Here is a 21,716-nt window from a genome sequence, read left to right as displayed (position 1 = left end):
CGGTCAACCGGTTGGCCCGGCCGGCGTATGAACCCGGGATCGGCGACGGAACCCCTGACTACCGCCCCTACCCGGCTGGGGTCGCCTTTCCCCTGGCTGCGGCCCCTACCCGGCCCGAGGCCGCCGTTCCACCCCCGGTCGACCTCGACCGCCGGTTCGCGGATCCGCGGCCGAGCGGCTTCAGTTCACGGTCGGGTTGGGGCAGAACTGGTTGTCCACCCGCTGGATGGGCGTGCTCACCGAAACCGCCGGCTGCGTCCCGGTCGCCGCGTCGCGCTTGGCCGACATCGCGGCGGTGCACACCAGTTGCTCCAGGGCGAGCGCGGTCAGCGGAGCGGTACCCGCGAGGTCGATCCGGATGGTGGCGTCCTGGAGACTCACCCGCGCCGGGCCGGCGGTCGCCGGGACGGCGCTGGTCACCTGGGCCCGGGCCTCCTCCCAACTCGGCCCCGCCAGCAGCAGATTGATCGCGGCCAGCGGGGTGACACCGGTGATCGAGGTGCGCAGCGCGGGCCGGATGCGGTGGTCGACGATCAGGTAGACGTACAGGCTGCCGGGTTGCCCCGCCGGAGCGGGCGAGACGATGCCCTCGGCGGGCATCCCGGCGTCCACCGCGCTGGTGGTGGGAATGCCGCAGCCGGCGCCGACCCCGAGCAGCGCCAGCGCCGCGAGCGAGCGCCGACACCGGGCCGCCGCGGTGCGTCCTGCCACGACACCGTTGCGAGCCGTCTTCATCCGTCCTCCGCGATTCGGGTCCGGGCATACCGGGGCAGTTCGACGGTGAACACCGCGCCCCCGTCGGATCGGTTCGCCGCCCGGATGCGTCCGTCGTGCAGTCGCACGTTCTCCAGCGTGATCGCCATGCCCAGACCGCTGCCCGCCGAGCGGGCCCGGGCCGAGTCGGCCTTGAAGAAGCGCTCGAAGACCCGGTCCAGGGTGTCGGCGGCCAGGCCCGGGCCCCGGTCGGCGACCCGCAGCACGATCCACTGGCCGTCCGCCCGCCGCTCGCTGCGCAGGCTCACCTCGACCGGCGGCGCGCCGTGCCGCAGCGCGTTGCCCACCAGGTTGGCCACCACCACGTCGAAACGCCGGGGGTCGACCTCGGCCCGGATTCCCGCCGGCAGGTCGGTGATCACCGCCTGGGACCAGGCCCGGCCGGCCAGGCAGCGGCGGACCGCCTCGGCCATGTCGAATTCGTCCACATGCAGCGCGGCGGCGCCCGCGTCGAAACGCGAGATCTCCATCAGGTCGTCGACCAGTCGGGTGAGTTTGCCGGTCTCGGTGGAGACCAGTCGCAGTGCGGCGGCGGTGTCCGGATCCAGGTGCTCGGCGGCGGCGTCCTCGTCCAGCACGTCGATCACCGCGGCCATCGCCGCGAGCGGGGTGCGCAATTCGTGCGAGACATCGGCCGCGAAGCCGCGGGCTCGGGCCTCCATCGTGCGCAGTCGCGCCTCGTTCTGTTCCAGGGCCGCCGCCGTGTGGTTGAAGTCCTTCGCCAGTTCCGCGAGTTCGTCCCCGCCCTTGACCTCCAGCCGGGTGTCCAGGCGGCCCTGGGCGAGCCGGCGGGTGGCCCGTTGCAGGGCCCGGACCGGGCGCAACACCCCACCGGCCACCACGAGTGCCAGGACCAGGGCGAGCAACACCGCCGGGATCGCGCCGTTGCGCGCGGCCCGAACCAGCGCCGCCTCCTCCTCGATCTGCGCGCGCATCGGGGTGAACACGTAGACCGATACTCCGGACGGAATTCCCCACATCGGTTTGGCGAAGGTGATCGGCACTCCGACGGCGAGCCAGATCACGCCCTTGCGGTCGATCCGCTGGAACGCGGTGTTGACCCGCTCGGTGACGTGATAGCGCAGTGCCTCCGGCACCGCGTCGGGGCCCAGCATGCGGTCGCTGGTCACCCACTGGTCCCGATAGGCGGCCGCGACGATCCAGTGGTCGGTGTTGCCCCGCGTGTCCACGAGCGCCACGATCCGCTCCAGCGCGGCCCGGTCCGGCGGGAACGGCACCGACGGCGCGACCGCCTCGACCCGGTCGCGCACCGACCCGACCACCGAGTCCTGGGCGCGTTGCAACATCGCGGTCCGCGCCTCCCGATAGGTCAGCGCGGCGGTGGCGAGCGCGGCGAACGCGGCGACGAGCAGGCAGGCCGAGGCCAGCCGCACCCGCAACCCACGCAGCCCGCGCAGCCGGCCGAGCGGCCCGGTCACAGCGGGCCGAACCGGTAGCCGAAGCCGCGCACGGTCTGGATGTAGCGGGCCGGCCGATCCGGTTCCTCGATCTTGATCCGCAGGCGCTTGACGCACGCGTCGACCAGTCGGCTGTCCCCCAGATAGGGGTGCTCCCACACCGACTCCAACAACTGGCCCCGGCTGAACACCTGGCCCGGCGAGGCCGACAGGGCGAGCAACAACCGCAGTTCGGAGGGCGCGAGGGCGATCGGCCGGCCGGCCTTGAGCACGGTGAGCGCGGTGCGATCCAGGGTCAGCTCACCGTGTACCTCGCGGCGCCCGGCCGGGGCGGCCGACTCGGTGCGCCGCAACACCGCCCGGATCCGGGCCTCCAGGACCCGTGCCTGCACCGGCTTGACCACGTAGTCGTCGGCGCCCGCCTCCAGGCCCAGCACGATGTCCATGTCGTCGTTGCGCGCGGTGAGCATGATCACCGGCAGGGTGCCGACCCGACGGATGCGCCGGCACACCTCGAAGCCGTCGATACCGGGCAACATCAGATCCAGTACGACCAGGTCGGGAGCGAACCCGGCCACTCCCGCGAGGCCCTCCTCGCCGGTGTGCCGCACCTCGGTGGCGTGGCCTTGCCGGCGCAGGCCGATCGCCAGGCCCTCGGCCACGGCGGGGTCGTCTTCGATCAGGAGCACACGAACCATTGCCTCAGTATCGATCAGCGGCCGGCCCCGAACGCGCTTCGGGCAAACGATCGGCCCGGTTGTGACAGAACGGTCTTCTTGCGGGCCGATCGCGGTCATCCTCGGTCGCCATGGTCAGGCCATGACCACACACACTGTGCTTCCCGCCCGCCGCCGTCGATCGTCCAAGCCGATCATGCTCACCGTAGCCGCGCTGCTGGCGCTCGTCGCCGGCTGCGCGGGCGAGACCGGCCGGACCGCCCCGGTGTCGGTGTCCACGGTCTCGGTCGGACCCGACACACTCGGCGCGCTCGCCCCCGCCTGGCCCAAGGACGGCCAGGCGGCCGTGACGGTGGAGGGGGCGCGGGAGCCGGTCGCCTCCGGCGCCGCGAAGCCGACGCCGACCGCGAGCCTGGCCAAGGTGATGACCGCCTACGTGTTCCTCAAGAGCAAGCCCCTCGCGGCCGGCACGGCGGGGCCCACGTTCACCGTCTCGGCCGAGGAGGCCAACCGGTACCCGGAGCGGCTGCGCCGGTTCGAGAGCCTGACCCCGGTCCGACCGGGCGAGCCCTTCACCGAGCGTCGGGCCCTGGAGGCGCTGATGGCCGTCTCGGCGAGCAACATCGCCCACGAGATCGCCCGCTGGGTAGACGGCGACGAGGCGACCTTCGTCGCCCGGATGAACCGCACCGCCAAGGAGCTGGGCATGCGCGACACCACCTACACCGATCCCAGCGGCTTCGACCGGGCCACCGTGAGCACCGCGGCCGATCAGGTCAGGCTGTTCACCGTCGCGATGCGCGACCCGGCCTTCGCCGCGGTCGCCGGCGTCCGCAGCTACACCGACTCGACGCAGGTCACCAAGGCCAACAGCAACACCCTGCTCGGCCGCGAGGGGGTACTCGCGGGCAAGACCGGCTTCACCACCCCGGCCGGCGGCAACCTCGTCTTCGCCGCCGAACGCCTGATCGACGGCCGGCCACAACTGGTGGTCGCCGCCGTCATGGCCCAGCGCAAGGGCAGCAGCGCCGCCGCCGCGATCAACGCGAGCGAAACCCTGATCCGCTCGGTCGGCACGTCGTAACCGGTCGGCACCTCGACCGGTCGGCACCATGCGAATCAGCCGCCCGACCCGGCTCCGTCACAGGCCCCGAAGGCGGCGCGGCATCCGCTCGGCAGGCGATATTCGATGGCCCGGTGCCCGGTCGGCTCCTACAGTGACCGGGGAGTCGGCCCGCGATCGGGCCCGGAGCACCGGCCGGCGAGCGGGGAGTGGAGATGCGTACGCACTATCCCCGCACGCCGCACGTGCCGTGGTCGCCGGGAGCCGGTGCCGACGACGTGCGAGCCGCGGACCTGTCCGGACTGCGCGGCCGCGAAGTGGTGGTCACCGAGAAGCTCGACGGCGAGAACACCACGTTGTACCCGGACGGACTGCACGCCCGCTCACTCGACTCCGCCCACCACCCGTCGCGCACCTGGGTCAAGGCGCTGCAGGGCCGGATCGGCGCCCGGATCCCGCCCGGGTGGCGGATCTGCGGCGAGAACATGTACGCCCGGCACTCGATCGGCTATGACGCGCTGGCGAGTTGGTTCTACGGATTCTCGGTCTGGACCGGCGATCGTTGCCTGGACTGGGACGAGAGCACCCGCTTCCTGCGCCGGTTGGGCGTGCCGACGCCGCCGGTGTTGTGGCGCGGAGTTTTCGACGAGCGGGCGCTGCGCGCGATCCGGCTCGACCCCGCTCGCCGGGAGGGCTTCGTGGTCCGCTCGGTCGAGGGCTTCGAGCGCGCGGACTTCGGCCGGCGAGTGGCCAAGTGGGTGCGGCGCGGGCACGTGCGGACCGACACGCACTGGATGCGTGCCGAGGTGGTCGCGAACGGTCTGGGACCCGACGCGGCGCTGTGGGCGGTGCGTTCGGGCGCTCCTGCGGACCTGTCCGCGCTGTTCGCGGCGCTGGGCCCGGGTCCGGGCCCGGGCGGAGGATGGGCCGCCGAGCCCGACGTGGTCGCCGACGCGGGCGCGCGGCTGGACGTGCTGGGCCGCACCGGGGACGCCCGGTTGGCCGGGGTGCTCGCCGCCGCGCTGCACGCCGAGCATCGCGGGACGCTGCTGCCCCGACTCGGGTCGGCCCTCGGCCTGCCGCTGGCGCGCCGCGTCGCGGACCTGGTCGGCTTGCACCGGCACCTGCGCCGCCCCTTCCCCGATCACGAACGCCCGCGTGGGCTGGCCCGGTTGGCGGTCGCCGCCGATCTGGGCGTACTGCACGCGGTGGCCGCCGCCGCACTGGTCGGGCGTACCGGCGCCGAAGCCGACGAGGAACGCGAGCAGGTGGAGTGGTCGGCGCTGGTCGCCGCGGACGCGGACCTGTTCGGGGAGGCCCCGCTGGCGCCGCTGCGCGCCCGGGCCCGGGAGGCGTTCGCCGACCTGGACTCGGCGACGGCCGACCGCTGCTGGGCGCAACTGCGCGAGGCACACGCCAAGGGCTGGTCGATGCCGCCCGAGGTCGCGCGGACCCGATGGCGCGGCGACTTTCCTCGGCTGATCCACCTGATCGGCTGCTCGGGCAGCGGGAAGAGCACCTTCTCCCGCGAACTGCCGGATGTGACCCACCGGATCGGCCTGGACGACCTGCGCGCGGCGCGCGGCGCCCGGGTGGACCGCTCGGCCGACGGCGAGGTGCTGCGCGAGGCGTTGCATCGACTCGACACCGCACTGGCGGCCGGCGGCACGGTGGTGTGGGACGCCACCTCGCTCAACGCCCGGCAGCGTGCTCCCGTGCACGCCGTCGCCCAGGGCCGCGACGCGCTGATCACCCACGCCGTGTTGCCGATCGGCGAGGACGAGTCGGAACGACGCAACGCCGTACGCGAACACCCGGTGCCGGCCACCGTACGCGCCGCGCAACAGCGGCGGTTCGCACCGCCCTACCCCGGGCAGGCACACCGGACCTGGTACATCGGCGCGGGCGGCACGGTCGAGGACGTCGCCGGCTCGCTGGACGCGGAGGACGCGTGATGCGCACGAGCGAGGAGATCTACCACCGGGTGCGCTGGGACCCCCGGTTCGATCCCGCGCGGTTCGTACTCGCGGTCCACCGGCGCGGCGCGGAGCCCAAGCGTGTCCCGCTGCCCGCGTTCGTGCCGGGCGGCGAGATTCCCTGGCATCGGGTGTTGCGGATCGAGGCGGACGACGAGGTGGTGTGGGATCGAGCCGGCCGGGTGGACCGGATCGACACGTGCGCCGCCGGCCGGGTGCGGGAATCCCACCGGTTGCCCACGCCGTTCTTCACCGCGCGCCGACCGCACACGTTCGACCCGGTGCTCGCCGACTGGCGACCCGCGGGCACGCCCGACCGGGGCCGGATCGACGCACCGGCGACCACCCGGATCCGGGTGCTGACCTGGAACACGCTGTGGGATCGCTACGACGCCGACCGGATCCGAACCGCGCGCCGTCGACCGCTGTTGCTGGCCGCGCTCGCGAGGGCCGACGCCGATGTGATCGCGCTCCAGGAGGTCGAGGCGGACCTGGTCGCGCTGTTGGCGGCCGAGCCGTGGGTGCGCGCCGCGTACACGATGGACACCGATCCGAACGGTCGGGACGTGCCGGACAGTGGGCTGTTGTTGCTGAGCAGGCTGCCGGTGCGCGAGTCCGGGCGGCATGCGTTGGGCCGGTACAAGGCGGTGGCCGCGATCACCGTCGCCGGCCCGGCCGAGCCGCTCGTGGTCGCGGTCACCCACCTCACCAGCGACCACGCGCAGGACGGTCCGGGCCGGCGCCGGGTCGAACTGGCCGCGCTGGCCGACGGTTTCGCCCGGGTGCCGGGCGATCTGGTGGTGGTCGGCGACTTCAACGACGGCACCACCGGGCCGGCCGACGTGCTGGGCCTGGCGGATGTGTGGACGCGGGTGCACGGCGCCGACGACGACACCCCCACCTTCGATCCGGGCGTCAATCCGCTGGCCGCGATCGGCTCGCGCACCGGCCGCGCCGCCCGGCTGGACCGGGTTCTGCTGCGCACCGGCGGGTGGAGCGCGGAGGCGGCGGTGCGCTACGGGGACGCGCCCACGCCCGACGGCCTCTACGCCTCCGACCACTTCGGGGTCCGGGCGGACCTGGTGCCGGCCGGCCCGCCGACCGGCGATGTCCTGGACGTCGCGTCGACCGCGCGCACCGCGCTGGCCTGGTTGCCGCCGCGACGGTTGTGGCCCGTGCTCCAGCGGCTCCGTCACACGCACGATCCGCAGGTGGACCGCTGGCCGCCGCACGTCAACGTGCTGTTCGGCTTCGTCCCGGAAGCCGACTTCGAGCGGGCCGCGCCCCTGCTCTCGGCGGCGGCGGCCGCAGTGGCGCCGTTCACCGCACGTCTGGACGGCGTACACACCTTCGGCCACCGCGAGGACGCCACCGTGTGGCTCGATCCGGCGGCGGCCGACGAATCGCCGTGGTCGCTGCTGCGGGACGCCTTCGCGGCGCGCTTCCCACGCTGCCCGGGCCGCGCGGACGGCTTCACCCCGCACCTGACCCTGGGCCGCAGCGCCGACCCCCAGCGGGTGGCCGCCGAGTGCGCGAGCCGACTGGAGCCGATGTCGGCGCGCGTGGGCGAGTTGGTGCTGCTCTCCCGCCGGGGCGACGAGCCGATGCGGGTGCGGGCCACGATCACCCTGGGCACGGGCGAACTGCGGTGGTCGTCCGACGCGGTACCGCCGGGTCTCGACGTCGGACCCGCCCGCGAGGCTCCGACGCCTTCGGGTGACGGACCGGACCCGGACGACCGGACGAGGCGGATCACTCGGTGCGTTGCCGCGGCGTTGGGCCAGGGCGTCGTCGTGTCGCCGGTCGGCTCGCGGCGGATGGGGTGTGCGCTGCCAAAGGCCGACATCGACCTGGTGGCGGCCCTGCCCGGCCACACCGTCGACCTCGCCGACCTCGCCGAGCGCATCGCGGCGGCCCTGCCCGAGGCGAGCGCCGTCCGGCCGGTGATCGGGGCGCGCGTGCCGGGACTGCGGTTGCGGGTGGGCGGGTCGGCCGTGGACCTGGCCCTGGTGGCCACCGGCGACATCGAGCCGGTCGACGCCCCGGCCCGGCGCGCCGAGTTGGCCGAGCCGGCCGCGTTCACCTTGAGCGCGATCACCGACGCGGACGCGATCCGGCGCGCGGTGGGCGCGGACCACGAACGGTTCGCCGACCTGGCCCGACGGGTCAAGGCGTGGGCGCGGGCCCGGGGCCTGGACGCGGCGCCGTTCGGCGGACTGCCGGGTCTGGCCTGGTCGATACTCGCCGCCCGGACCACGCGCGAGGCCGCAGGTCTGGCCGGCGACGACCTGTCGGCGCACTTCTTCGCCACCTGGGCCGCGTGGGACTGGCGCGAGCCGGTGTCCCTGCACGAGGACACCAAAGGCCCGCACTCGCCGGCCGGCGCGCCGGTGTCGATCCTGACCCCGACCCGCCCGGTGCGCTCGTGCACCACGCAGGTCACCCCCGGCGGACGCGACCTGCTGGTCGACGAGCTGTACCGCGCCTGGGAGTCGACCACCTCGACCGCGACCATCGACCCGGCCGCACCCTCGATCCCGACCGAACACGGCGATCCGTGGCCGACGTTGCTCGAACCACCCCCGCTGCACCGCCGCCACGCGGCCTGGTTGTTGCTGACCGTGCTCCCGGCCCCCGCCGACGAGTTCGCCGCCACCACCGGCCGGCTGCGCGGCCGCGTCCGCGCCCTGCTCACCGCACTGCACGAGGCCGGTGTCGCCGACGCCCACGTGTGGCCCCGCACCTTCGAAGCCGGATCACGCACACACCTCGCGATCGGCCTGGGCGCCGGCCCACCCGACGCGGACACGCTCGCCGAGATCACCACCCGGTGGTGCCGGGGCCTGCCCGGCGTCGAGGCGACCCGGGTCGAGGGCGGCGCCGTGCCGACGCTGTGCTGACCCGGGCACCCGCTCGCCCGCCACGTGCATTCCGTGCGACGTGCACGATCCGGCGTCGTGAAACCGGCGTGGCCGGGTCGACCCATCCGCCGTCCGTACGGCCGTCGTTGCGCCCCGAGGCCCGGCGGGGCGCCCGCCCCGCCGGGCACACGATCAGGTCGTGGGTGCCGACGGGCTTCGCCCGTTCGGGTCGGTCGACCGGGTCCTGCCGAGCAATTGCTCCAGCAGACGGGAGTCGGTGATCACACCCAACACACGCGGTCCGGCTCCGCTGATCGCGCGTCCCTTCGGATACTCGATCACCGCCACCAGACGACTGCGATCGCGCGCCATCAACGCGGCGATCTCCAGGACGGTGTCCTCCGAGTCGGCGACCGAGGGCAGCGTCTTCTCGTGCCGCAGGCAGTCGCGCACGGTACGCCCGGCCAGGGCCCGGTGTGTTCGGCAGACACACGGTTGGTCGAACACCCCGTCCGGCTCCGGATCATCGATCACCCGGCTCGCCAACAGGGCGACCAGGGACGACGCGGGTAGAACCGCGAACGGTTCGCCGCCGGCATCCAGCACCAGTACCCCGGTCTGACGTTGCGCGGCTACCAGTCGGGCCGCGTCCAGAGCGTCGCTGTCGAGGGTGACCATCGGATACTCGGCCACCAGATCACGTGCGCGCATCACGAACTCCTTCAGCGTCGACGGTCGATGCCATTCGGGCGCCTCCCCACGGTCGTGGATTCGATTCCCTCACCTTGTCGCACCCGCCTCGACAAGTGTGGCGAGGGTTCCCCCTCAGGAACCGGCCCTTTCGTCTGCGCCGGCCGGCACGAATCCCGCGCGGGAACACCGGCGTACGGCGCGGGACCGCCGCGGCGAAGCCGGCCGAGGGCACCGAGCCGAGGTCGGGACCGGCCCGAACGCGTCGTGCACGGCCCGCGGAAGGATCACGAAGTCGCGCCCCGGAACACCGCGATGCCGTCGGAACCCGGCGACCGCGTCCCGTGCGGTCACGACGGCGAACCCGGGGTCCGGCGGCCACGCGCACCCGTCACCGAGCGGCGCGCCCGCGACCTACCGCCGATCAGGGGCGAGCAACGCGCTCCGGAAATCACCGAGTTGCCGGCGGCGCGGGCTTCGCGCCGTTGCTCCGCGATCGACGAGTCGAACGCGCCGGCGGCCGAAGGGACCGCTCCCCGGCCGAGTTCCACCGCGAGGACCGGCGCCGGCGCCCCGCGCCCGGCGCGACATCGGCCCCGGACGATGCCGGGGACGGTCCCGCTCGCTGCGCGCACGGCGGTGTCGCCGGCGGCCCGAAACGCGGGCTCGGCGACAATCGGCCCGCCTCGACCGACCCCGAGGTCGCTCGGCGACCGGGCTCGGCCCCGGCCGCAACGGGTCTGCACGCGGCGGCCGGACGTGGTCCCGCCCACCGGCGGGAAGGACCCGGTGGCGCCGCACGGGGGGACGGCGCCACCGGGTGGGGAAGGATGGCTCAAAGGGGGATGTTGCCGTGTCGACCGCGGCCGGCCGGTGCGCCGGACAGTGCCGCGACGACCCGCTCCACGGTGTCCCCGGGTTCGATCACGGCGTCCACCACACCGAAGTCCAGGGCCCGGCCGACGCCGCCGGAGATGCGCTCGTGCTCGGCGACCAGTCCGGCCAGGAGTTCCTCGCGCGCCGCACCGTCCACGGCGGCGAGTCGCTTGCGGTGCAGGACGCCCACCGCCGCCTCCGCGCCCATCACCGCGACCTCGGCCTCCGGCCAGGCGAACACGGCGGTGGCGCCCAGGGAACGGGAATTCATCGCGATGTAGGCGCCGCCGTACGACTTGCGGGTGACCACGGTGACCCGGGGCACCTCGGCCTCGGCGAACGCGTGCAGCAGCTTGGCACCGCGCCGGATCACCCCGCCCCACTCCTGGCCCACCCCGGGCAGATAGCCGGGCACGTCCACGAGCACCACCAGCGGGACCCCGAAGGCGTCACACATGCGAACGAACCGCGACGCCTTCTCCGCCGACAACGAGTCCAGGCAACCGCCCTTGCGCAGCGGGTTGTTGGCGATCACGCCGATACTGCGCCCGGCCAGCCGACCGAGGCCGACCACGATGTTCGGCGCCCAGTGCGACTGGAGTTCCGCGAAGTCCGCCGGACCCGATCCGTCCACGATCGCGTACACCAACGGGCGGACGTCGTAGGCGCGGCGCGCCGACTCGGGCAGCAGCGCCCGCAGGTCCTCGGTACGGCCGCGCGCGGCGTCCGGGTCGAACCGGCCGGGCCGGGCGAAGAAGCCGGCCAGTCGACGCGCGTGGACGTACGCCTCCTGCTCGGAACCGGTGGTCACATGGGCCACGCCCGACTGTCTGGCGTGTGCCTCCGGGCCGCCCAGGCCCGCCATGTCGATCTCCTCGCCGGTGACGCTGCGCACCACGTCCGGGCCGGTCACGAACATCCGGCCGGCGGGCGCCATCACCACGATGTCGGTCAGCGCGGGACCGTACGCCGCGGCGCCCGCGGCCGGCCCGAGCACCACCGAGATCTGCGGAACCCGGCCCGAGGCACGGGTCATCGCCGCGAACATCCGGCCCACGCCGTCCATCGACTCCACCCCGTCGGCGAGCTTGGCGCCGCCGGAATGCCACAGACCGATCACCGGGCAGCGCTCGCGCACCGCGGTGTCCACCGCCTGCGAGATGCGCTCGGCGCCGGCCCAGCCGAGCGCACCGCCCATCACCGTCGCGTCGGTGCAGTACGCGATCACCCGGACGCCGTCGATGCGACCGGACACCGCGTAGACGCCCGCCGGATCCTCCCCCGGCAGGGCCCGCACCCCGTCCTCGTCGAGCAGCCGACCCAACCGTAGTCGCGGATCGCGCGCGTCGGCCGGGTCCGCTGCCGACGCCGACCCCGGCGGTTGCGCCCGCGTCGTTACGACCTCGCGTTGCTCCGGAAGTCCGGTGGTGGCAGTGGTCGTCATGGCTTCCCCGTTTCCCCAGCCCGTTTCCCCAGCCGTGGATCGACGCGACGACCCGGACTCCGGGCAGCGCCGATCCCCCCGACGGCGCCGGTTCCGCCACGAGGCTCCAGCCATTAAAGCGGCGCGACCTTAACTATCGCTTGCGGCGGCCTTTCACCCCCGGCACGAGGCACGTTCGGGCGCACCGACCGCTCCCCGGACGACCGCCTGCCTCGGCGGTGTTGTCAGGGTGCGGAACCAGGCGTAGAAGGGAAGGACATGCGACGCCGGCAGGCGTCGGACGCGGTTTCGCGAACACGACTGCACCGTGCGCCTCGTGGGCACGACGACCACTTTGCACGTTCCCCTCGAAGGGAGCCCGGCATGTCGACGGAACCCGTTCAGCGATGCCCCGTGCTCGACCCCACCGCCCGCGCCGGACATGCCGAGGCGGCGGCGCTGCGCGCTCGGGGACCGGCCGTTTGGGTCGAACTCCCCGGAGGAGTCCGGGCCTGGTCGATCACTCGGTACCACGTCGCCCAAGCACTGACCACCGACCCCCGGGTCTCCCGCGACTTCCGCCGGCACTGGCCCGGACTGGCCGAACTGCCCGAAGGCTGGCCGTTGGCCTCGGTGGCACTGCAACAGAACTTCGCGAACACCTACGGCGCGGAACACCGCCGACTGCGCGCCCGGGTCGCGCCGTCCTTCGCACCCCGACGGGTGGACTCGATGCGCCCGCAGGTCCAGGCGACCGCGGATCGCCTGGTCGACGCGCTGGCGGCGATACCGCCCGGCGAAAGCGTCGACGTGCGCCGGGCCCTGTCGCTGCCGCTGACGATGACCGTCATCTGCGATCTGTTCGGGGTACCGGACGGATTGCGCGCCGGGCTGGGCACCGCGATCGACGCGATCCTGGACACCGGGATCGAGGTCGCCGAGGCGATCGCACGTCAGCACGAACTCCAGGCCCGACTTGTCGAGTTGATGAAGTACAAGCGGGAGCACCCGGGCGCCGACCTGACCAGTGACCTGCTCGCCCCGGTCGCCGAGGAGGAGCAGTCCTCGGAGCAGCAACTCATCGACTCGCTCTTCCTGATGCTCGGCGCCGGCTACGAGACCTCGGTCAACCTGATCACCAGCGTCCTGTCCGAACTGCTGTCCCATCCGGAGCAGTTGGCTCGGCTTCAGGAGGGCCTCCTGGACTGGAGCGACGTGATCGAGGAGACGCTGCGGCTCGAAGGCCCGGTCATGTACCTGCCGTTGCGCTATGCGGTGGAGGACATCGAGCTGGGCGAGGGGGTGCTGATCCGTCGCGGCGACCCGATCATCATCGCCTTCGCCGCCGCCGGGCGGGACCCGGCGGTGCACCCCGACGCGCCCGACACGTTCGATCCCACCCGCGCCGACAAGGCACACCTCGCCTTCGGCTACGGTCCGCACTTCTGCCTCGGGGCACATCTGGCCCGGCTGGAGACGCGCATCGCGGTGTCCACCCTGCTCGACCGCCTCCCGCGGTTGGCCCTCGCCCACCCCGAGCAACCACCCCCGCCGATCCCCTCGCTGGTGGTCAACGGCCCGACCCGCCTCGACGTCATCCCGACGCCGGCGGTGCCGACCTGATCCCGACCGGGGTCCGGGGGGCCGGCGGCAACGCCGGTGTCCGATGGTCGACCGCGATCAGCGGATCCCCGGTGAGCGGGTGATCGAGAACCACGGCCCGGATACCGAACACCTCGGCGAGCAGTTCCGGGGTGAGCACCTCACGCGGCGTCCCGGATGCCCGCAGCGCACCCTCGTGCAGCACGTGCAGCCGATCGCACACCGAGGCCGCCGCGTTGAGGTCGTGCAGCGCGATCAACGTGGTCCGCTCCTGGGCCCGCAACAGGGCCAGGAGTTCGACCTGATGCCGCACGTCGAGGTGGTTGGTCGGCTCGTCCAGCACCAGCACGTCCGGCTCCTGCGCCAACGCCCGTGCCAGCAGCACCCGTTGCCGCTCGCCCCCGGAGAGCGTGGCGAACCGTCGGCCCTGGTGCGCCTCCACCCCGGCCTGCACCAGGGCGATCAACACGGCCGCCCGGTCGGCGGCGCTGTCGCCCGCGAACGCCTTCTGGTACGGCGTACGGCCCATCGCGACCACCTCGCGCACGGTGAAGTCGAAGTCGTTCTCCCGCTCCTGCGGCAACGCCGCCACGTGTCGGGCCGCCGCCGCGGGGGTCATCGCCCGCAGGTCCCGGTCGCCGAGCAGGACCCGCCCGGCCTGCGGCTTCAGGTGCCGGTAGACCGTGCGCAACAGGGTGGACTTGCCGCTGCCGTTGGGGCCGACCAGCCCGGTGATCTCACCACCGGCCGCGATCAACCCGACGCCGGTCAGGATGTCCCGGCCGGAGAGGGTGACGTGCAGATCCTGCACGGTGATCCGGCTCCGCTGCCCACCGAACCCGGCGCTCTCGCCCGCGGCCTCCCGTTCACCCTCGCCCGTCATCGCGTCTCCAGCCGTCGGTCGAGCAGGAGCAGCAGCACCGGCGCGCCGATCACCGCGGTGACCACGCCGATCGGCAACTCCTGGGTGCTGACCGCCGTGCGGGCCAGCGTGTCCACCGCGACCAGCAACACCGCGCCGAACAACGCCGAAACCGGCAGCAGTCGGCGGTGATCGCCACCGATCAACAACCGGCAGACATGCGGCACCATCAGTCCGACGAAGCCGATCGCTCCCGAAACGGCGACCAGCACCCCGGTCAACACGCTGGTCACCGCGAACAGTTCGCGGCGCAGTCGGGCCACGTCCACGCCCAGTCCGGCCGCCGTCTCGTCGCCCATCAGCAGCGCGTTGAGCGCCCGGGCCCGAGCCTGGAGACCCAGCAGGCCGAGGGCCACCGCGGCGGTGGGCAGCGCCAGTTGCTCCCACTGGGCCCCGCTCAGGCTGCCCATCAGCCAGAACAGCACCCCGCGCGTCTGCTGCTCGTCGCCCGCCTGCAACACCAGGAAGCTGGTGAACCCGGACAGGAATTGCCCCACGCCGATCCCGGCCAGCACCAGGCGCAGCGGGGAGAATCCGCCGCCGCGCCGAGCCAGTGCCCACACCAACGCGAAGGCCGCCAACGCACCGGCGAACGCCGAGGCGGACAGCCCGTATCCGAGCACCCCGCCGGTGCCGGCCCCGAGCACGATCACCGCGACCGCACCGAGCGAGGCGCCGGAGGAGATGCCGAGCAGGTACGGGTCGGCGAGCGGATTGCGCACCAGCGCCTGGACGGCGGTGCCCACCAGCCCCAGTCCCGCGCCGACGACGGCGGCCAACAGGGCTCGCGGCAGCCGGAGTTGCCAGACGATCAGGTCGCGCGTGCCGGGCTCGGGCGACTCGCCGGTCAGCCGTCGCCCGACCACCGACCACACTTCGCCGATCGGGATGTCCACCGACCCCAACGACACGGCCGAGGTCAACGCGACGACCAGGAGCACGGCCAGGACGACGACCACCCACCCGGTGCGCGCCGGGCGACCCCGGTCACCGTCGGTGGGAGCCACCGGCGCCGGCTCGGCCCGGCGTCGGATCCGACGCTCGAATACCGAAACCACCGGCCCCTACCCTGCGGCCGGCGCGGGTCGGACCAGGTCCGGGTGGATCGTGCTCGCGATCCGCTGCACCGTTTCGGCGTTGCGGACCCCGGCGATCGTGGTGCTCTCCGAGCCGATCCGGACGAACTTCCCGTCCCGCACCGCGTTCAGGCCCTTGGTCGCGTCGAACGTGCGCAGGAATCGTTCGGCGTCGTCGAACGCCTTCGCGTTGGCCTCGGCACTGCCCTTGTTCCGGACACCGAGCTGGATCCAGTCCGGATTCCTGGCGACCACGTCCTCCCACGAGACGGGCTTGAAGTCGCCGGCGCAGTCGGCGAAGACGTTGCGTGCCCCGGCCTGGGTGATCACCGCGTTGGCAACCTGTTTGTCGCATACCGCGATCGGCTGCTTGGTACCGGCGTCGAAGTCGAAGAAGAAGTACGTCGGCCGCCGATCCTGCGGCACACCCGCGAGCGCGGTGCGCACCGAGCCGAGGGTCTGCTCCATGCCGGCGACGAGTTGTTCGGCCCTGGGGGAGGTCCCGGTGACCGCGCCCAGGGCCCGGATGTCGGCCTCGACCTCGGCCAAGTCCTGTTGCGGGCCCGGGCGTTTGCGCGCGCAGGCGGTGGACTTGAGGTAGATGTGCTTGATGCCGGCGGCGGCGAACTCCTTGGGCGAGGGCCCCGCACCCATCGCGCCCATGCCGCCCATGTCGGCGAAGGTGTCGAGGTAGAGGTCGGCGCCCGAACCGAGCAACTGCTCCTTGGGGATCACCATGTCGCCGAGCACCCGGACCCGGTCGGCCTGTGCCGAGAACTGCGCCGGCATGGTGCCCTTGCCGGGCGGGAAGCCGGTGCCGATCACCCGGTCGCCGGCGCCGAGCCAGAACAACATCTCCAGGCCGGAGGCGTTGCTGGTGACCACCTTCCGCGGCGCCTCGGTGAAGGTCGTCTCGGCACCGGCGCAGTCCGTCACCTTCACCGGGAAACCCGACGCGCCACCGCCCGGCTTCGTCGCGGCCGCGGTCGCCCCCGAGGCGGCGTCCTCCGTGTCCGTCGAACCGCCTCCACAGGCCGTCGCGAACAAAACCACCGCGGCGGCCACGCCACCCACCTTGCTGCCCCGCACAGTTTCGCTCCCCACAAGTACCGACAGGCGCCCGCGAACGCGAACCCGGACACTCAGTCGGCCACCACCCGAGCGAAGTTCCCGCCGAAGGCCGACTTCCCGTCGCCGGTCCCGGCATCGCCGATCGGCGCGCCCTCAGCCGGCCGCACGGTCGGCGAGGGGGCGACGGCGCAACGCGGTGCGGGCCAGGGCCGGGTGGGTCCACGCGCCGTCCGGGTGGTAGACGTTCCTACCCGGCGCGACGATCGTGTCGATGCGATCGAGCGTCTCGTCGTCCAGGGTGAGCGTCGCGCCCTTCACCGACGCCGCCAACTGGTCCATCGTGCGCGGCCCGATGACGACCGAGGTCACCGCCGGGTGCGCGGTCGGGAAGGCGAGCGCGAGTTCGGGCAGCGTGCAGCCGATCTCGTCGGCCAGGGCGACGAGTTGCTCGACGATGTCGAGCTTGGTCGCGTTCACCGGCAGGGCCGGGTCGAAGCGCCCGGGGTTGAGCCCGGCCCGACCGGAGGTCAGGTCGATCGGGCCGCCCTTGCGGTACTTGCCGGTGAGGAACCCGGACGCCAACGGGCTCCAGGTCAGCACACCCATGCCGAGGCGCTCGCACACCGGCAGCAACGAGCCCTCGATGCCCCGGGCCAGGATCGAGTAGGGCGGCTGTTCGGTGCGAAAGCGTTGCAGGCCGCGACGCTCGGCCACGTGATGGGCCTCGACCACGTCCTCGGCCGGGAAGGTCGAGCAGCCGAACGCGCGGATCTTGCCCTGCCGCACCAGGTCGGTCAGTACGGAAAGGGTCTCCTCGACGTCGGTCGACTCGTCCGGGCGATGGATCTGGTACAGGTCGATCCGGTCGGTGCGCAGCCGCCGCAGGCTGTCCTCGACCGCCGTGGTGATCCAACGCCGCGAGTTGCCGCCCCGGTTGACCCCCTCCCCCATCGCGAAGTGCACCTTGGTCGCCAGGATCACGTCGTCGCGCCGGCCCCGGAGCGCCTTGCCGACGATCTCCTCGGATTCGCCGGCCGAGTACATGTCGGCCGTGTCGACGAAGTTGATCCCGTGGTCCAACGCGGCGTGCACGATCCGGGCGCAGTCGTCGTGGTCGGGATTGCCGACCGCCCCGAACATCATCGTGCCCAGGGCCTGCACGCTGACCCGGATGCCGGTGCGGCCGAGAGTGCGGTAGCGCATGGTCGTGCTCCTTGGGTGCTTACGGGTGTGGCGACCGGAAATCTACGAGCTGGACTCGACTCCAGGTCAAGTCCCATCCTGTGACGCGTGACCGATACCTCCGAGGACCTGACCATCGGCCAGGTCGCCACCCGCACCGGCCTGAGCATCGACACCCTGCGCTTCTACGAACGCGAGGGCATCCTGGCCAATCCGGTCCGCCGCAACCGGGCCGGCCGCCGGGTCTACGCCGAACACGACATCGCCTGGCTCGACATGTGCGTGATCCTGCGCGGCTCCGGCATGCCCATCCCCGCCATCCGGCAGTACACCGAACTGGCCCGCGCCGGCGATGGCACCGAACGCGAACGCCTGGCCATCCTGCGCGAACACCGGTCCCGGATAACCGCCCAGATCGACCAACTCCACCGGTGCCTCGACCTGATCGGCTACAAGGTGGGCGTGTACGAGGACTACCTCGCCGAAACCGAACCCGAACCCGAACCCGAAAGCGACGCCGAAGCCGAAGCCGAAGCCGAAGTCGAAGTCGAAGTCGAAGTCGAGGCCGATGATCAGGTGACGTGACTCGATGACCAGATGACACGATGGCCCGCCCGAACCGCCCGGCTCGCCCGCCCCGCCGGAACCCGGCTGCTATTCTTCGATTGACCGATCAGTCATCGAATCGAGAGGCCGCCCGCAGTGCCCCGCACCGTCGATCCCGACCGCACCGCCCAGCGGCGCGAAGCGATCACGCTCGCCGCCGCCGGCCTCTTCGCGGAGCAGGGGTTCGAGCCGACGACCGTCGCGGACATCGCCCGGGCCGCCGGGCTCAGCGCGGCGAGCGTCTTCTACTACTTCCCGGACAAGCGGGCGGTGTTCCGCGCCGTGTTCGAACGGGACCTGCCGCTGTCCCACGGACGCGTCGCCCGATTCGCCGGCGCCGAGCACCCGACCGAGGCGATCGTCGAACTCGTCACCGAGCTGGCCGCCGACGCCCGCGACCCGAGCGCGGCCGGCCTGCTCGTCGAGCTGCTGCGCCAGGTCGGTCGGGATCCCGAGCTGGTCGACGTGGTCACCCGGACCGAGGCGGTGCTCCGGGACGGCCTGGCCGGCCTGATCGCCCGAGGCATCGCCGACGGGACGATCGACCCGGCATTGGACCCGAACGAGGCGGCCGGCTGGATCCAGACCGTGGTCGACGCCGTATACCTGGGCGCCGCACCCGATCGGGACGCCACACCCGCACTGCGCCGCACCGTCGCGCGCTACCTGGCACCCGCGCCGAACGAGACAGGGGAACCCCATGGGCAACACAACGGCCGATGACCGGACGGTCACGGTCCGGATGCCGTCGGTGTGGCTCTGGCTGATCGGGGTCGGCGCCACGCTGCTCGGCCTCGGCGCCGGGTTCGCGGTCGCACCGTTCGTGGACTGGTTGATCGACCTGGTCGGCTCCGCGCCCGGCCCGCTGCGACTGGCCGCGAAACTGCCGACCCGCTGGGCCGTACCGATCGGCACCGTGCTCGGCGCGGGCCTCGGCGCCTGGGCGGCCGTGGCCGCTCGCCAGGAGAGCCCGGTCCTGACCGTGGCCGCGGACCACCTGGCGATCCACCGGGACGGCTCGGGGCTGCACATACCCCGGTCCCGGATCGCCACGATCTTCACCGACGGCCGGGACCTGGTCGCCCTCGACCCGAACGAGAGCGAACTGGCCCGGGTCCGCGCGAGCGACCTGCCCACCGGGCACCTGCGGGACGCCTTCGCCCGCTTCGACTACCCGTGGCGCGGCAGTACCGACCCGCGCGAGGCGGAGTTCTCCGTCTGGATCGACGGCACCACCGATCTGGACGAGGCCGCCCACACCCTGCTGCGTGCACGCAAGCGGGCCCTGACCGACAAGCGGGCCGGCGCGGCCGAGGACGCGCTGGACGGGCTGCGCCGGCTGGGCGTCGCCGTCCGCGACCGCAAGGGAGCCCAGCAATACCGCCCGCCCCGACCCGGCCCGCGCGACCCCGCCGAGTCGTAGCCGTCGACCCGCCTCGCCCCGGCCACCGCGTCGAGCACCGATTCCCCGGCGCCGCCGACGAGTGGCCCCACCCGCCGGATCCCCCGACGGCCACCCCCTACCGCGCCGCTCCCGGCAGCGTCGCCGCGACCCGCTCCCGGCCCGGCCCGGACAACGCGGCGAGGCCCGCCGGCCGGCCGGTGGCCAGGAGGAGCAGGTCGCCGGTGGGACCGCGGACCTCGTCCGGCCCCGGGCCCGCCGACCACCGCGCATCGGTGGCCACCAGCCGAATCCCCCGAAAACGCTTGCGGGCGCCGTAGAACGGGCTGCGCAGCACGTGTTCGAGGGCGGCGAGCGCCGGCTCGATGGGCATCGCCCGCTCGCGGCCGAGCGGTCTCGCGACGTCCTGCCCGTGCACGAGCGCGTCGACGAGCGGGTCCAACGGCGCGGCCAGCGGCGCACGGCGGGCCGACCCCGCGGTCTCCCGGATCTGCGCGACGAGTTCCGCCGGGGTGTACCGGGCGGCCAGTTCCCGAGCCTCGTCGGCGCCCCACCGTTCGAAGTCGCCCCGGGCCCGGATCGCACCTTTGATCATGCCCGCCAACGTGGTGCGCGTCGACGTGGTCACATGCGCGGCCAATTCGTGCATCGTCCATGCCTCGCAGAGCGAGGGGGTCGCCCACTCCCGCTCGTCGAGGTCGTCGAACAGATCGGCGAGGCTCAGTCGTTCCGCTCGTACCCACGCCAGGATCCGGTCGCGGTCCATGTCGGTTCTCCTCAAGTCCCGGATGGTGTACTCGGGTCGGCCGTCGGCCGTCCCGCTTCGTCGGTCGGGTCCAGAGCCGCTTCCGGCGCCCCGATCGCGCGCAACCTGCGTCGCAGATGTGCCCGTTCGGGTTCGGTCCCGGCCAGGTCCAGCGCCTCGCGGTAGGCCGCCGCCGCCTCGGCGCGCCGACCGAGCCGCTCCAACAGATCCGCCCGGGCGGTCGGGAAGGGGTGGTAACCGCGCAGCCTGGGCTCGTCCGCCAGTTCGTCCAGCAGCGCCAGCCCCGCCTCCGGGCCGTCCCGCATCGCCACCGCCGCGGCCCGGTTGAGCGCGACGATCGGCGACGGGGTCAGCACGAGCAGGACGTCGTACAGCGCCACCACCTGCGGCCAGTCGGTGGTCGCGACGTTCGCGGCCTCGTCGTGCAGCGCGGCGATCGCGGCCTGCACCCCGTACCGCCCCGGTGGGCCGCCGGTCAGCGCGGCGACCACCAGAGCGCGCCCCTCCTCGATCATCGCCCGGTCCCACCGGCCCCGGTCCTGATCGTCGAGCAGCACGATCGCGCCGTCGGGATCGGTCCGTGCCGCGCGCCGCGCGTGGATCGACAACATCAACGCGAGCAGCCCGGCGAGTTCACGTTCGGCGGGCAACAACCGGCGCAGGATCCGGGCCAGCCGGATCGCCTCCTCGGCGAGGTCGAGCCGCTGCAACCGCGGTCCGGAGCTGGCCGCGTAGCCCTCGGTGAAGATCGAATAGATCACCTGGAGCACCCCGGGCAGCCGCGCGGGCAACTCGTCCGCGCCGGGCACCCGGAACGGGATCCGCGCCTCGCGGATCTTCTTCTTCGCCCGGACGATCCGCTGGGCCATCGTCGCGGTCGGCACCAGGTACGCCCGGGCGACCTCGGGGGTGCCGAGCCCGGCGAGGCAGCGCAACATCAGCGCGCCGCGGTCCTCGGCGGGCAGCGCGGGATGGGCGCACGTGAAGAACAGTTGCAGCCGCTCGTCGGGCAGATCGTCGCTGGCGTCGGCCGGCGGCGCCGGATCGGCCCGATCCGCCTCCACCTGCAATACGGCCAGCCGGGCGGCGTAGGTGCGGTCCCGGCGCAACCGGTCGACCGCCCGACGGCGCGCCGTGGTCAACAGCCAAGCGCCCGGCCGGTCCGGCACGCCGTCGACGGGCCAGTGCAGCAGCGCCGCCTCGATCGCCTCGGAGGCGACCTCCTCGGCCAGGTCGAGATCGCCGAAGCGGCGCGCGAGGGAGGCGAGCAACCGGCCCCGTTCCTCCCGGAACACCGACTCGACGGACGCGTCCACCGACGCGTCCCGGAC

18 protein-coding genes are annotated in these 21,716 nt (G+C 73.2%); 7 read left to right on the top strand and 11 right to left on the bottom strand.

All coding sequences use genetic code 11. The features are described 5' to 3' along the window. Window positions 1-180: 180 nt before the first annotated feature. Genes ACFXMF_RS33300 through ACFXMF_RS33290 form a run of 3 tightly spaced genes read right to left on the bottom strand, consistent with a single transcriptional unit; the run spans window position 181 to window position 2,890 of the window. Window positions 181-735, bottom strand: a complete 555-nt coding sequence (locus ACFXMF_RS33300; RefSeq protein ID WP_360309026.1) for a hypothetical protein — start codon at window positions 733-735, stop codon at window positions 181-183. Beyond that, the gene (locus tag ACFXMF_RS33295; protein WP_379991692.1) at window positions 732-2,213 is read right to left on the bottom strand and encodes an ATP-binding protein; all 1,482 of its coding nucleotides are present in this window, start codon (window positions 2,211-2,213) and stop codon (window positions 732-734) included. Before ACFXMF_RS33295 ends, ACFXMF_RS33300 begins: the two co-directional genes overlap by 4 nt. Further along, window positions 2,210-2,890, bottom strand: coding sequence for a response regulator transcription factor (locus ACFXMF_RS33290; protein WP_360309030.1), 681 nt, complete (start codon window positions 2,888-2,890; stop codon window positions 2,210-2,212). The genes ACFXMF_RS33295 and ACFXMF_RS33290 overlap by 4 nt, the downstream gene beginning before the upstream one ends. 121 nt (window positions 2,891-3,011) lie before the next feature. On the opposite strand from ACFXMF_RS33290, the gene ACFXMF_RS33285 reads away from it, so the two are divergent. The 3 genes from ACFXMF_RS33285 to ACFXMF_RS33275 all read left to right on the top strand — a co-directional run bounded on the left by ACFXMF_RS33285 (window position 3,012) and on the right by ACFXMF_RS33275 (window position 8,808). Next, on the top strand, window positions 3,012-3,953 hold the full coding sequence (locus ACFXMF_RS33285) for a D-alanyl-D-alanine carboxypeptidase family protein (protein ID WP_379991691.1): 942 nt from the start codon (window positions 3,012-3,014) through the stop codon (window positions 3,951-3,953). A 194-nt stretch (window positions 3,954-4,147) separates the two neighbouring features. After that, a complete protein-coding gene (locus tag ACFXMF_RS33280) occupies window positions 4,148-5,887 on the top strand; it encodes an RNA ligase family protein (protein WP_379991690.1) in 1,740 nt (579 codons plus the stop codon). Then, window positions 5,887-8,808, top strand: a complete 2,922-nt coding sequence (locus ACFXMF_RS33275; protein WP_379991689.1) for a poly(A) polymerase — start codon at window positions 5,887-5,889, stop codon at window positions 8,806-8,808. Before ACFXMF_RS33280 ends, ACFXMF_RS33275 begins: the two co-directional genes overlap by 1 nt. 153 nt (window positions 8,809-8,961) lie before the next feature. Here the strand turns inward: ACFXMF_RS33275 and ACFXMF_RS33270 are convergent, their stop codons facing one another. Further along, a complete protein-coding gene (locus tag ACFXMF_RS33270) occupies window positions 8,962-9,480 on the bottom strand; it encodes a CBS domain-containing protein (RefSeq protein ID WP_360309038.1) in 519 nt (172 codons plus the stop codon). 814 nt (window positions 9,481-10,294) lie between these two features. Beyond that, a complete protein-coding gene (locus ACFXMF_RS33265; RefSeq protein ID WP_379991809.1) occupies window positions 10,295-11,779 on the bottom strand; it encodes an acyl-CoA carboxylase subunit beta in 1,485 nt (494 codons plus the stop codon). A gap of 363 nt (window positions 11,780-12,142) precedes the next feature. On the opposite strand from ACFXMF_RS33265, the gene ACFXMF_RS33260 reads away from it, so the two are divergent. Next, window positions 12,143-13,381: a cytochrome P450 gene (locus tag ACFXMF_RS33260; RefSeq protein ID WP_379991810.1), complete on the top strand. Its 1,239-nt coding sequence runs from the start codon at window positions 12,143-12,145 to the stop codon at window positions 13,379-13,381. On the opposite strand, the gene ACFXMF_RS33255 is transcribed toward ACFXMF_RS33260, so the two are convergent. From ACFXMF_RS33255 to ACFXMF_RS33240, 4 genes are all read right to left on the bottom strand, one after another. Continuing rightward, window positions 13,353-14,243: an ABC transporter ATP-binding protein gene (locus ACFXMF_RS33255; RefSeq protein ID WP_360309044.1), complete on the bottom strand. Its 891-nt coding sequence runs from the start codon at window positions 14,241-14,243 to the stop codon at window positions 13,353-13,355. The genes ACFXMF_RS33260 and ACFXMF_RS33255 overlap by 29 nt on opposite strands. Further along, window positions 14,240-15,289 (bottom strand): iron ABC transporter permease, encoded by a 1,050-nt coding sequence (locus ACFXMF_RS33250; protein ID WP_360309258.1) that lies wholly within the window; start codon window positions 15,287-15,289, stop codon window positions 14,240-14,242. Before ACFXMF_RS33250 ends, ACFXMF_RS33255 begins: the two co-directional genes overlap by 4 nt. A 57-nt stretch (window positions 15,290-15,346) precedes the next feature. After that, window positions 15,347-16,447 carry an ABC transporter substrate-binding protein gene (locus tag ACFXMF_RS33245; protein ID WP_360309046.1) on the bottom strand — a complete coding sequence of 367 codons (1,101 nt, stop codon included), beginning with the start codon at window positions 16,445-16,447 and terminating at the stop codon, window positions 15,347-15,349. Between the two features lie 135 nt (window positions 16,448-16,582). Further along, window positions 16,583-17,632, bottom strand: a complete 1,050-nt coding sequence (locus tag ACFXMF_RS33240) for an aldo/keto reductase (RefSeq protein ID WP_360309048.1) — start codon at window positions 17,630-17,632, stop codon at window positions 16,583-16,585. 87 nt (window positions 17,633-17,719) lie between these two features. On the opposite strand from ACFXMF_RS33240, the gene ACFXMF_RS33235 reads away from it, so the two are divergent. The 3 genes from ACFXMF_RS33235 (at window position 17,720) to ACFXMF_RS33225 (ending at window position 19,640) form a co-directional block, all read left to right on the top strand. Beyond that, the gene (locus ACFXMF_RS33235) at window positions 17,720-18,196 is read left to right on the top strand and encodes a MerR family transcriptional regulator (RefSeq protein WP_379991811.1); all 477 of its coding nucleotides are present in this window, start codon (window positions 17,720-17,722) and stop codon (window positions 18,194-18,196) included. A 117-nt stretch (window positions 18,197-18,313) separates the two neighbouring features. Continuing rightward, window positions 18,314-18,940, top strand: coding sequence for a TetR/AcrR family transcriptional regulator (locus ACFXMF_RS33230; protein WP_379991812.1), 627 nt, complete (start codon window positions 18,314-18,316; stop codon window positions 18,938-18,940). After that, on the top strand, window positions 18,918-19,640 hold the full coding sequence (locus ACFXMF_RS33225; protein ID WP_379991814.1) for a hypothetical protein: 723 nt from the start codon (window positions 18,918-18,920) through the stop codon (window positions 19,638-19,640). The genes ACFXMF_RS33230 and ACFXMF_RS33225 overlap by 23 nt, the downstream gene beginning before the upstream one ends. A 97-nt stretch (window positions 19,641-19,737) precedes the next feature. Here the strand turns inward: ACFXMF_RS33225 and ACFXMF_RS33220 are convergent, their stop codons facing one another. Together ACFXMF_RS33220 and ACFXMF_RS33215 are read right to left on the bottom strand one after the other, a co-directional pair. Beyond that, the gene (locus ACFXMF_RS33220; protein WP_380020926.1) at window positions 19,738-20,400 is read right to left on the bottom strand and encodes a maleylpyruvate isomerase family mycothiol-dependent enzyme; all 663 of its coding nucleotides are present in this window, start codon (window positions 20,398-20,400) and stop codon (window positions 19,738-19,740) included. After that, window positions 20,397-21,701: an RNA polymerase sigma factor gene (locus ACFXMF_RS33215; RefSeq protein WP_379991816.1), complete on the bottom strand. Its 1,305-nt coding sequence runs from the start codon at window positions 21,699-21,701 to the stop codon at window positions 20,397-20,399. The genes ACFXMF_RS33220 and ACFXMF_RS33215 overlap by 4 nt, the downstream gene beginning before the upstream one ends. Window positions 21,702-21,716: the final 15 nt, after the last annotated feature.

The sequence above is a fragment of the Embleya sp. NPDC059213 genome (assembly GCF_042754445.1).
In the GTDB taxonomy this organism is placed as follows: Bacteria; Actinomycetota; Actinomycetes; order Streptomycetales; family Streptomycetaceae; genus Embleya.
This window is presented reverse-complemented; position numbering and strand designations above follow the sequence as displayed.

Coding starts and splice junctions, on each gene's coding strand:
- ACFXMF_RS33265 (WP_379991809.1), bottom strand. CDS start 11,779: ATGACGACCACTGCCACCACCGGACTTCCGGAGCAACGCGAGGTCGTA.
- ACFXMF_RS33290 (WP_360309030.1), bottom strand. CDS start 2,890: ATGGTTCGTGTGCTCCTGATCGAAGACGACCCCGCCGTGGCCGAGGGC.
- ACFXMF_RS33255 (WP_360309044.1), bottom strand. CDS start 14,243: ATGACGGGCGAGGGTGAACGGGAGGCCGCGGGCGAGAGCGCCGGGTTC.
- ACFXMF_RS33225 (WP_379991814.1), top strand. CDS start 18,918: ATGGGCAACACAACGGCCGATGACCGGACGGTCACGGTCCGGATGCCG.
- ACFXMF_RS33240 (WP_360309048.1), bottom strand. CDS start 17,632: ATGCGCTACCGCACTCTCGGCCGCACCGGCATCCGGGTCAGCGTGCAG.
- ACFXMF_RS33275 (WP_379991689.1), top strand. CDS start 5,887: ATGCGCACGAGCGAGGAGATCTACCACCGGGTGCGCTGGGACCCCCGG.
- ACFXMF_RS33270 (WP_360309038.1), bottom strand. CDS start 9,480: ATGCGCGCACGTGATCTGGTGGCCGAGTATCCGATGGTCACCCTCGAC.
- ACFXMF_RS33260 (WP_379991810.1), top strand. CDS start 12,143: ATGTCGACGGAACCCGTTCAGCGATGCCCCGTGCTCGACCCCACCGCC.
- ACFXMF_RS33285 (WP_379991691.1), top strand. CDS start 3,012: ATGACCACACACACTGTGCTTCCCGCCCGCCGCCGTCGATCGTCCAAG.
- ACFXMF_RS33300 (WP_360309026.1), bottom strand. CDS start 735: ATGAAGACGGCTCGCAACGGTGTCGTGGCAGGACGCACCGCGGCGGCC.
- ACFXMF_RS33280 (WP_379991690.1), top strand. CDS start 4,148: ATGCGTACGCACTATCCCCGCACGCCGCACGTGCCGTGGTCGCCGGGA.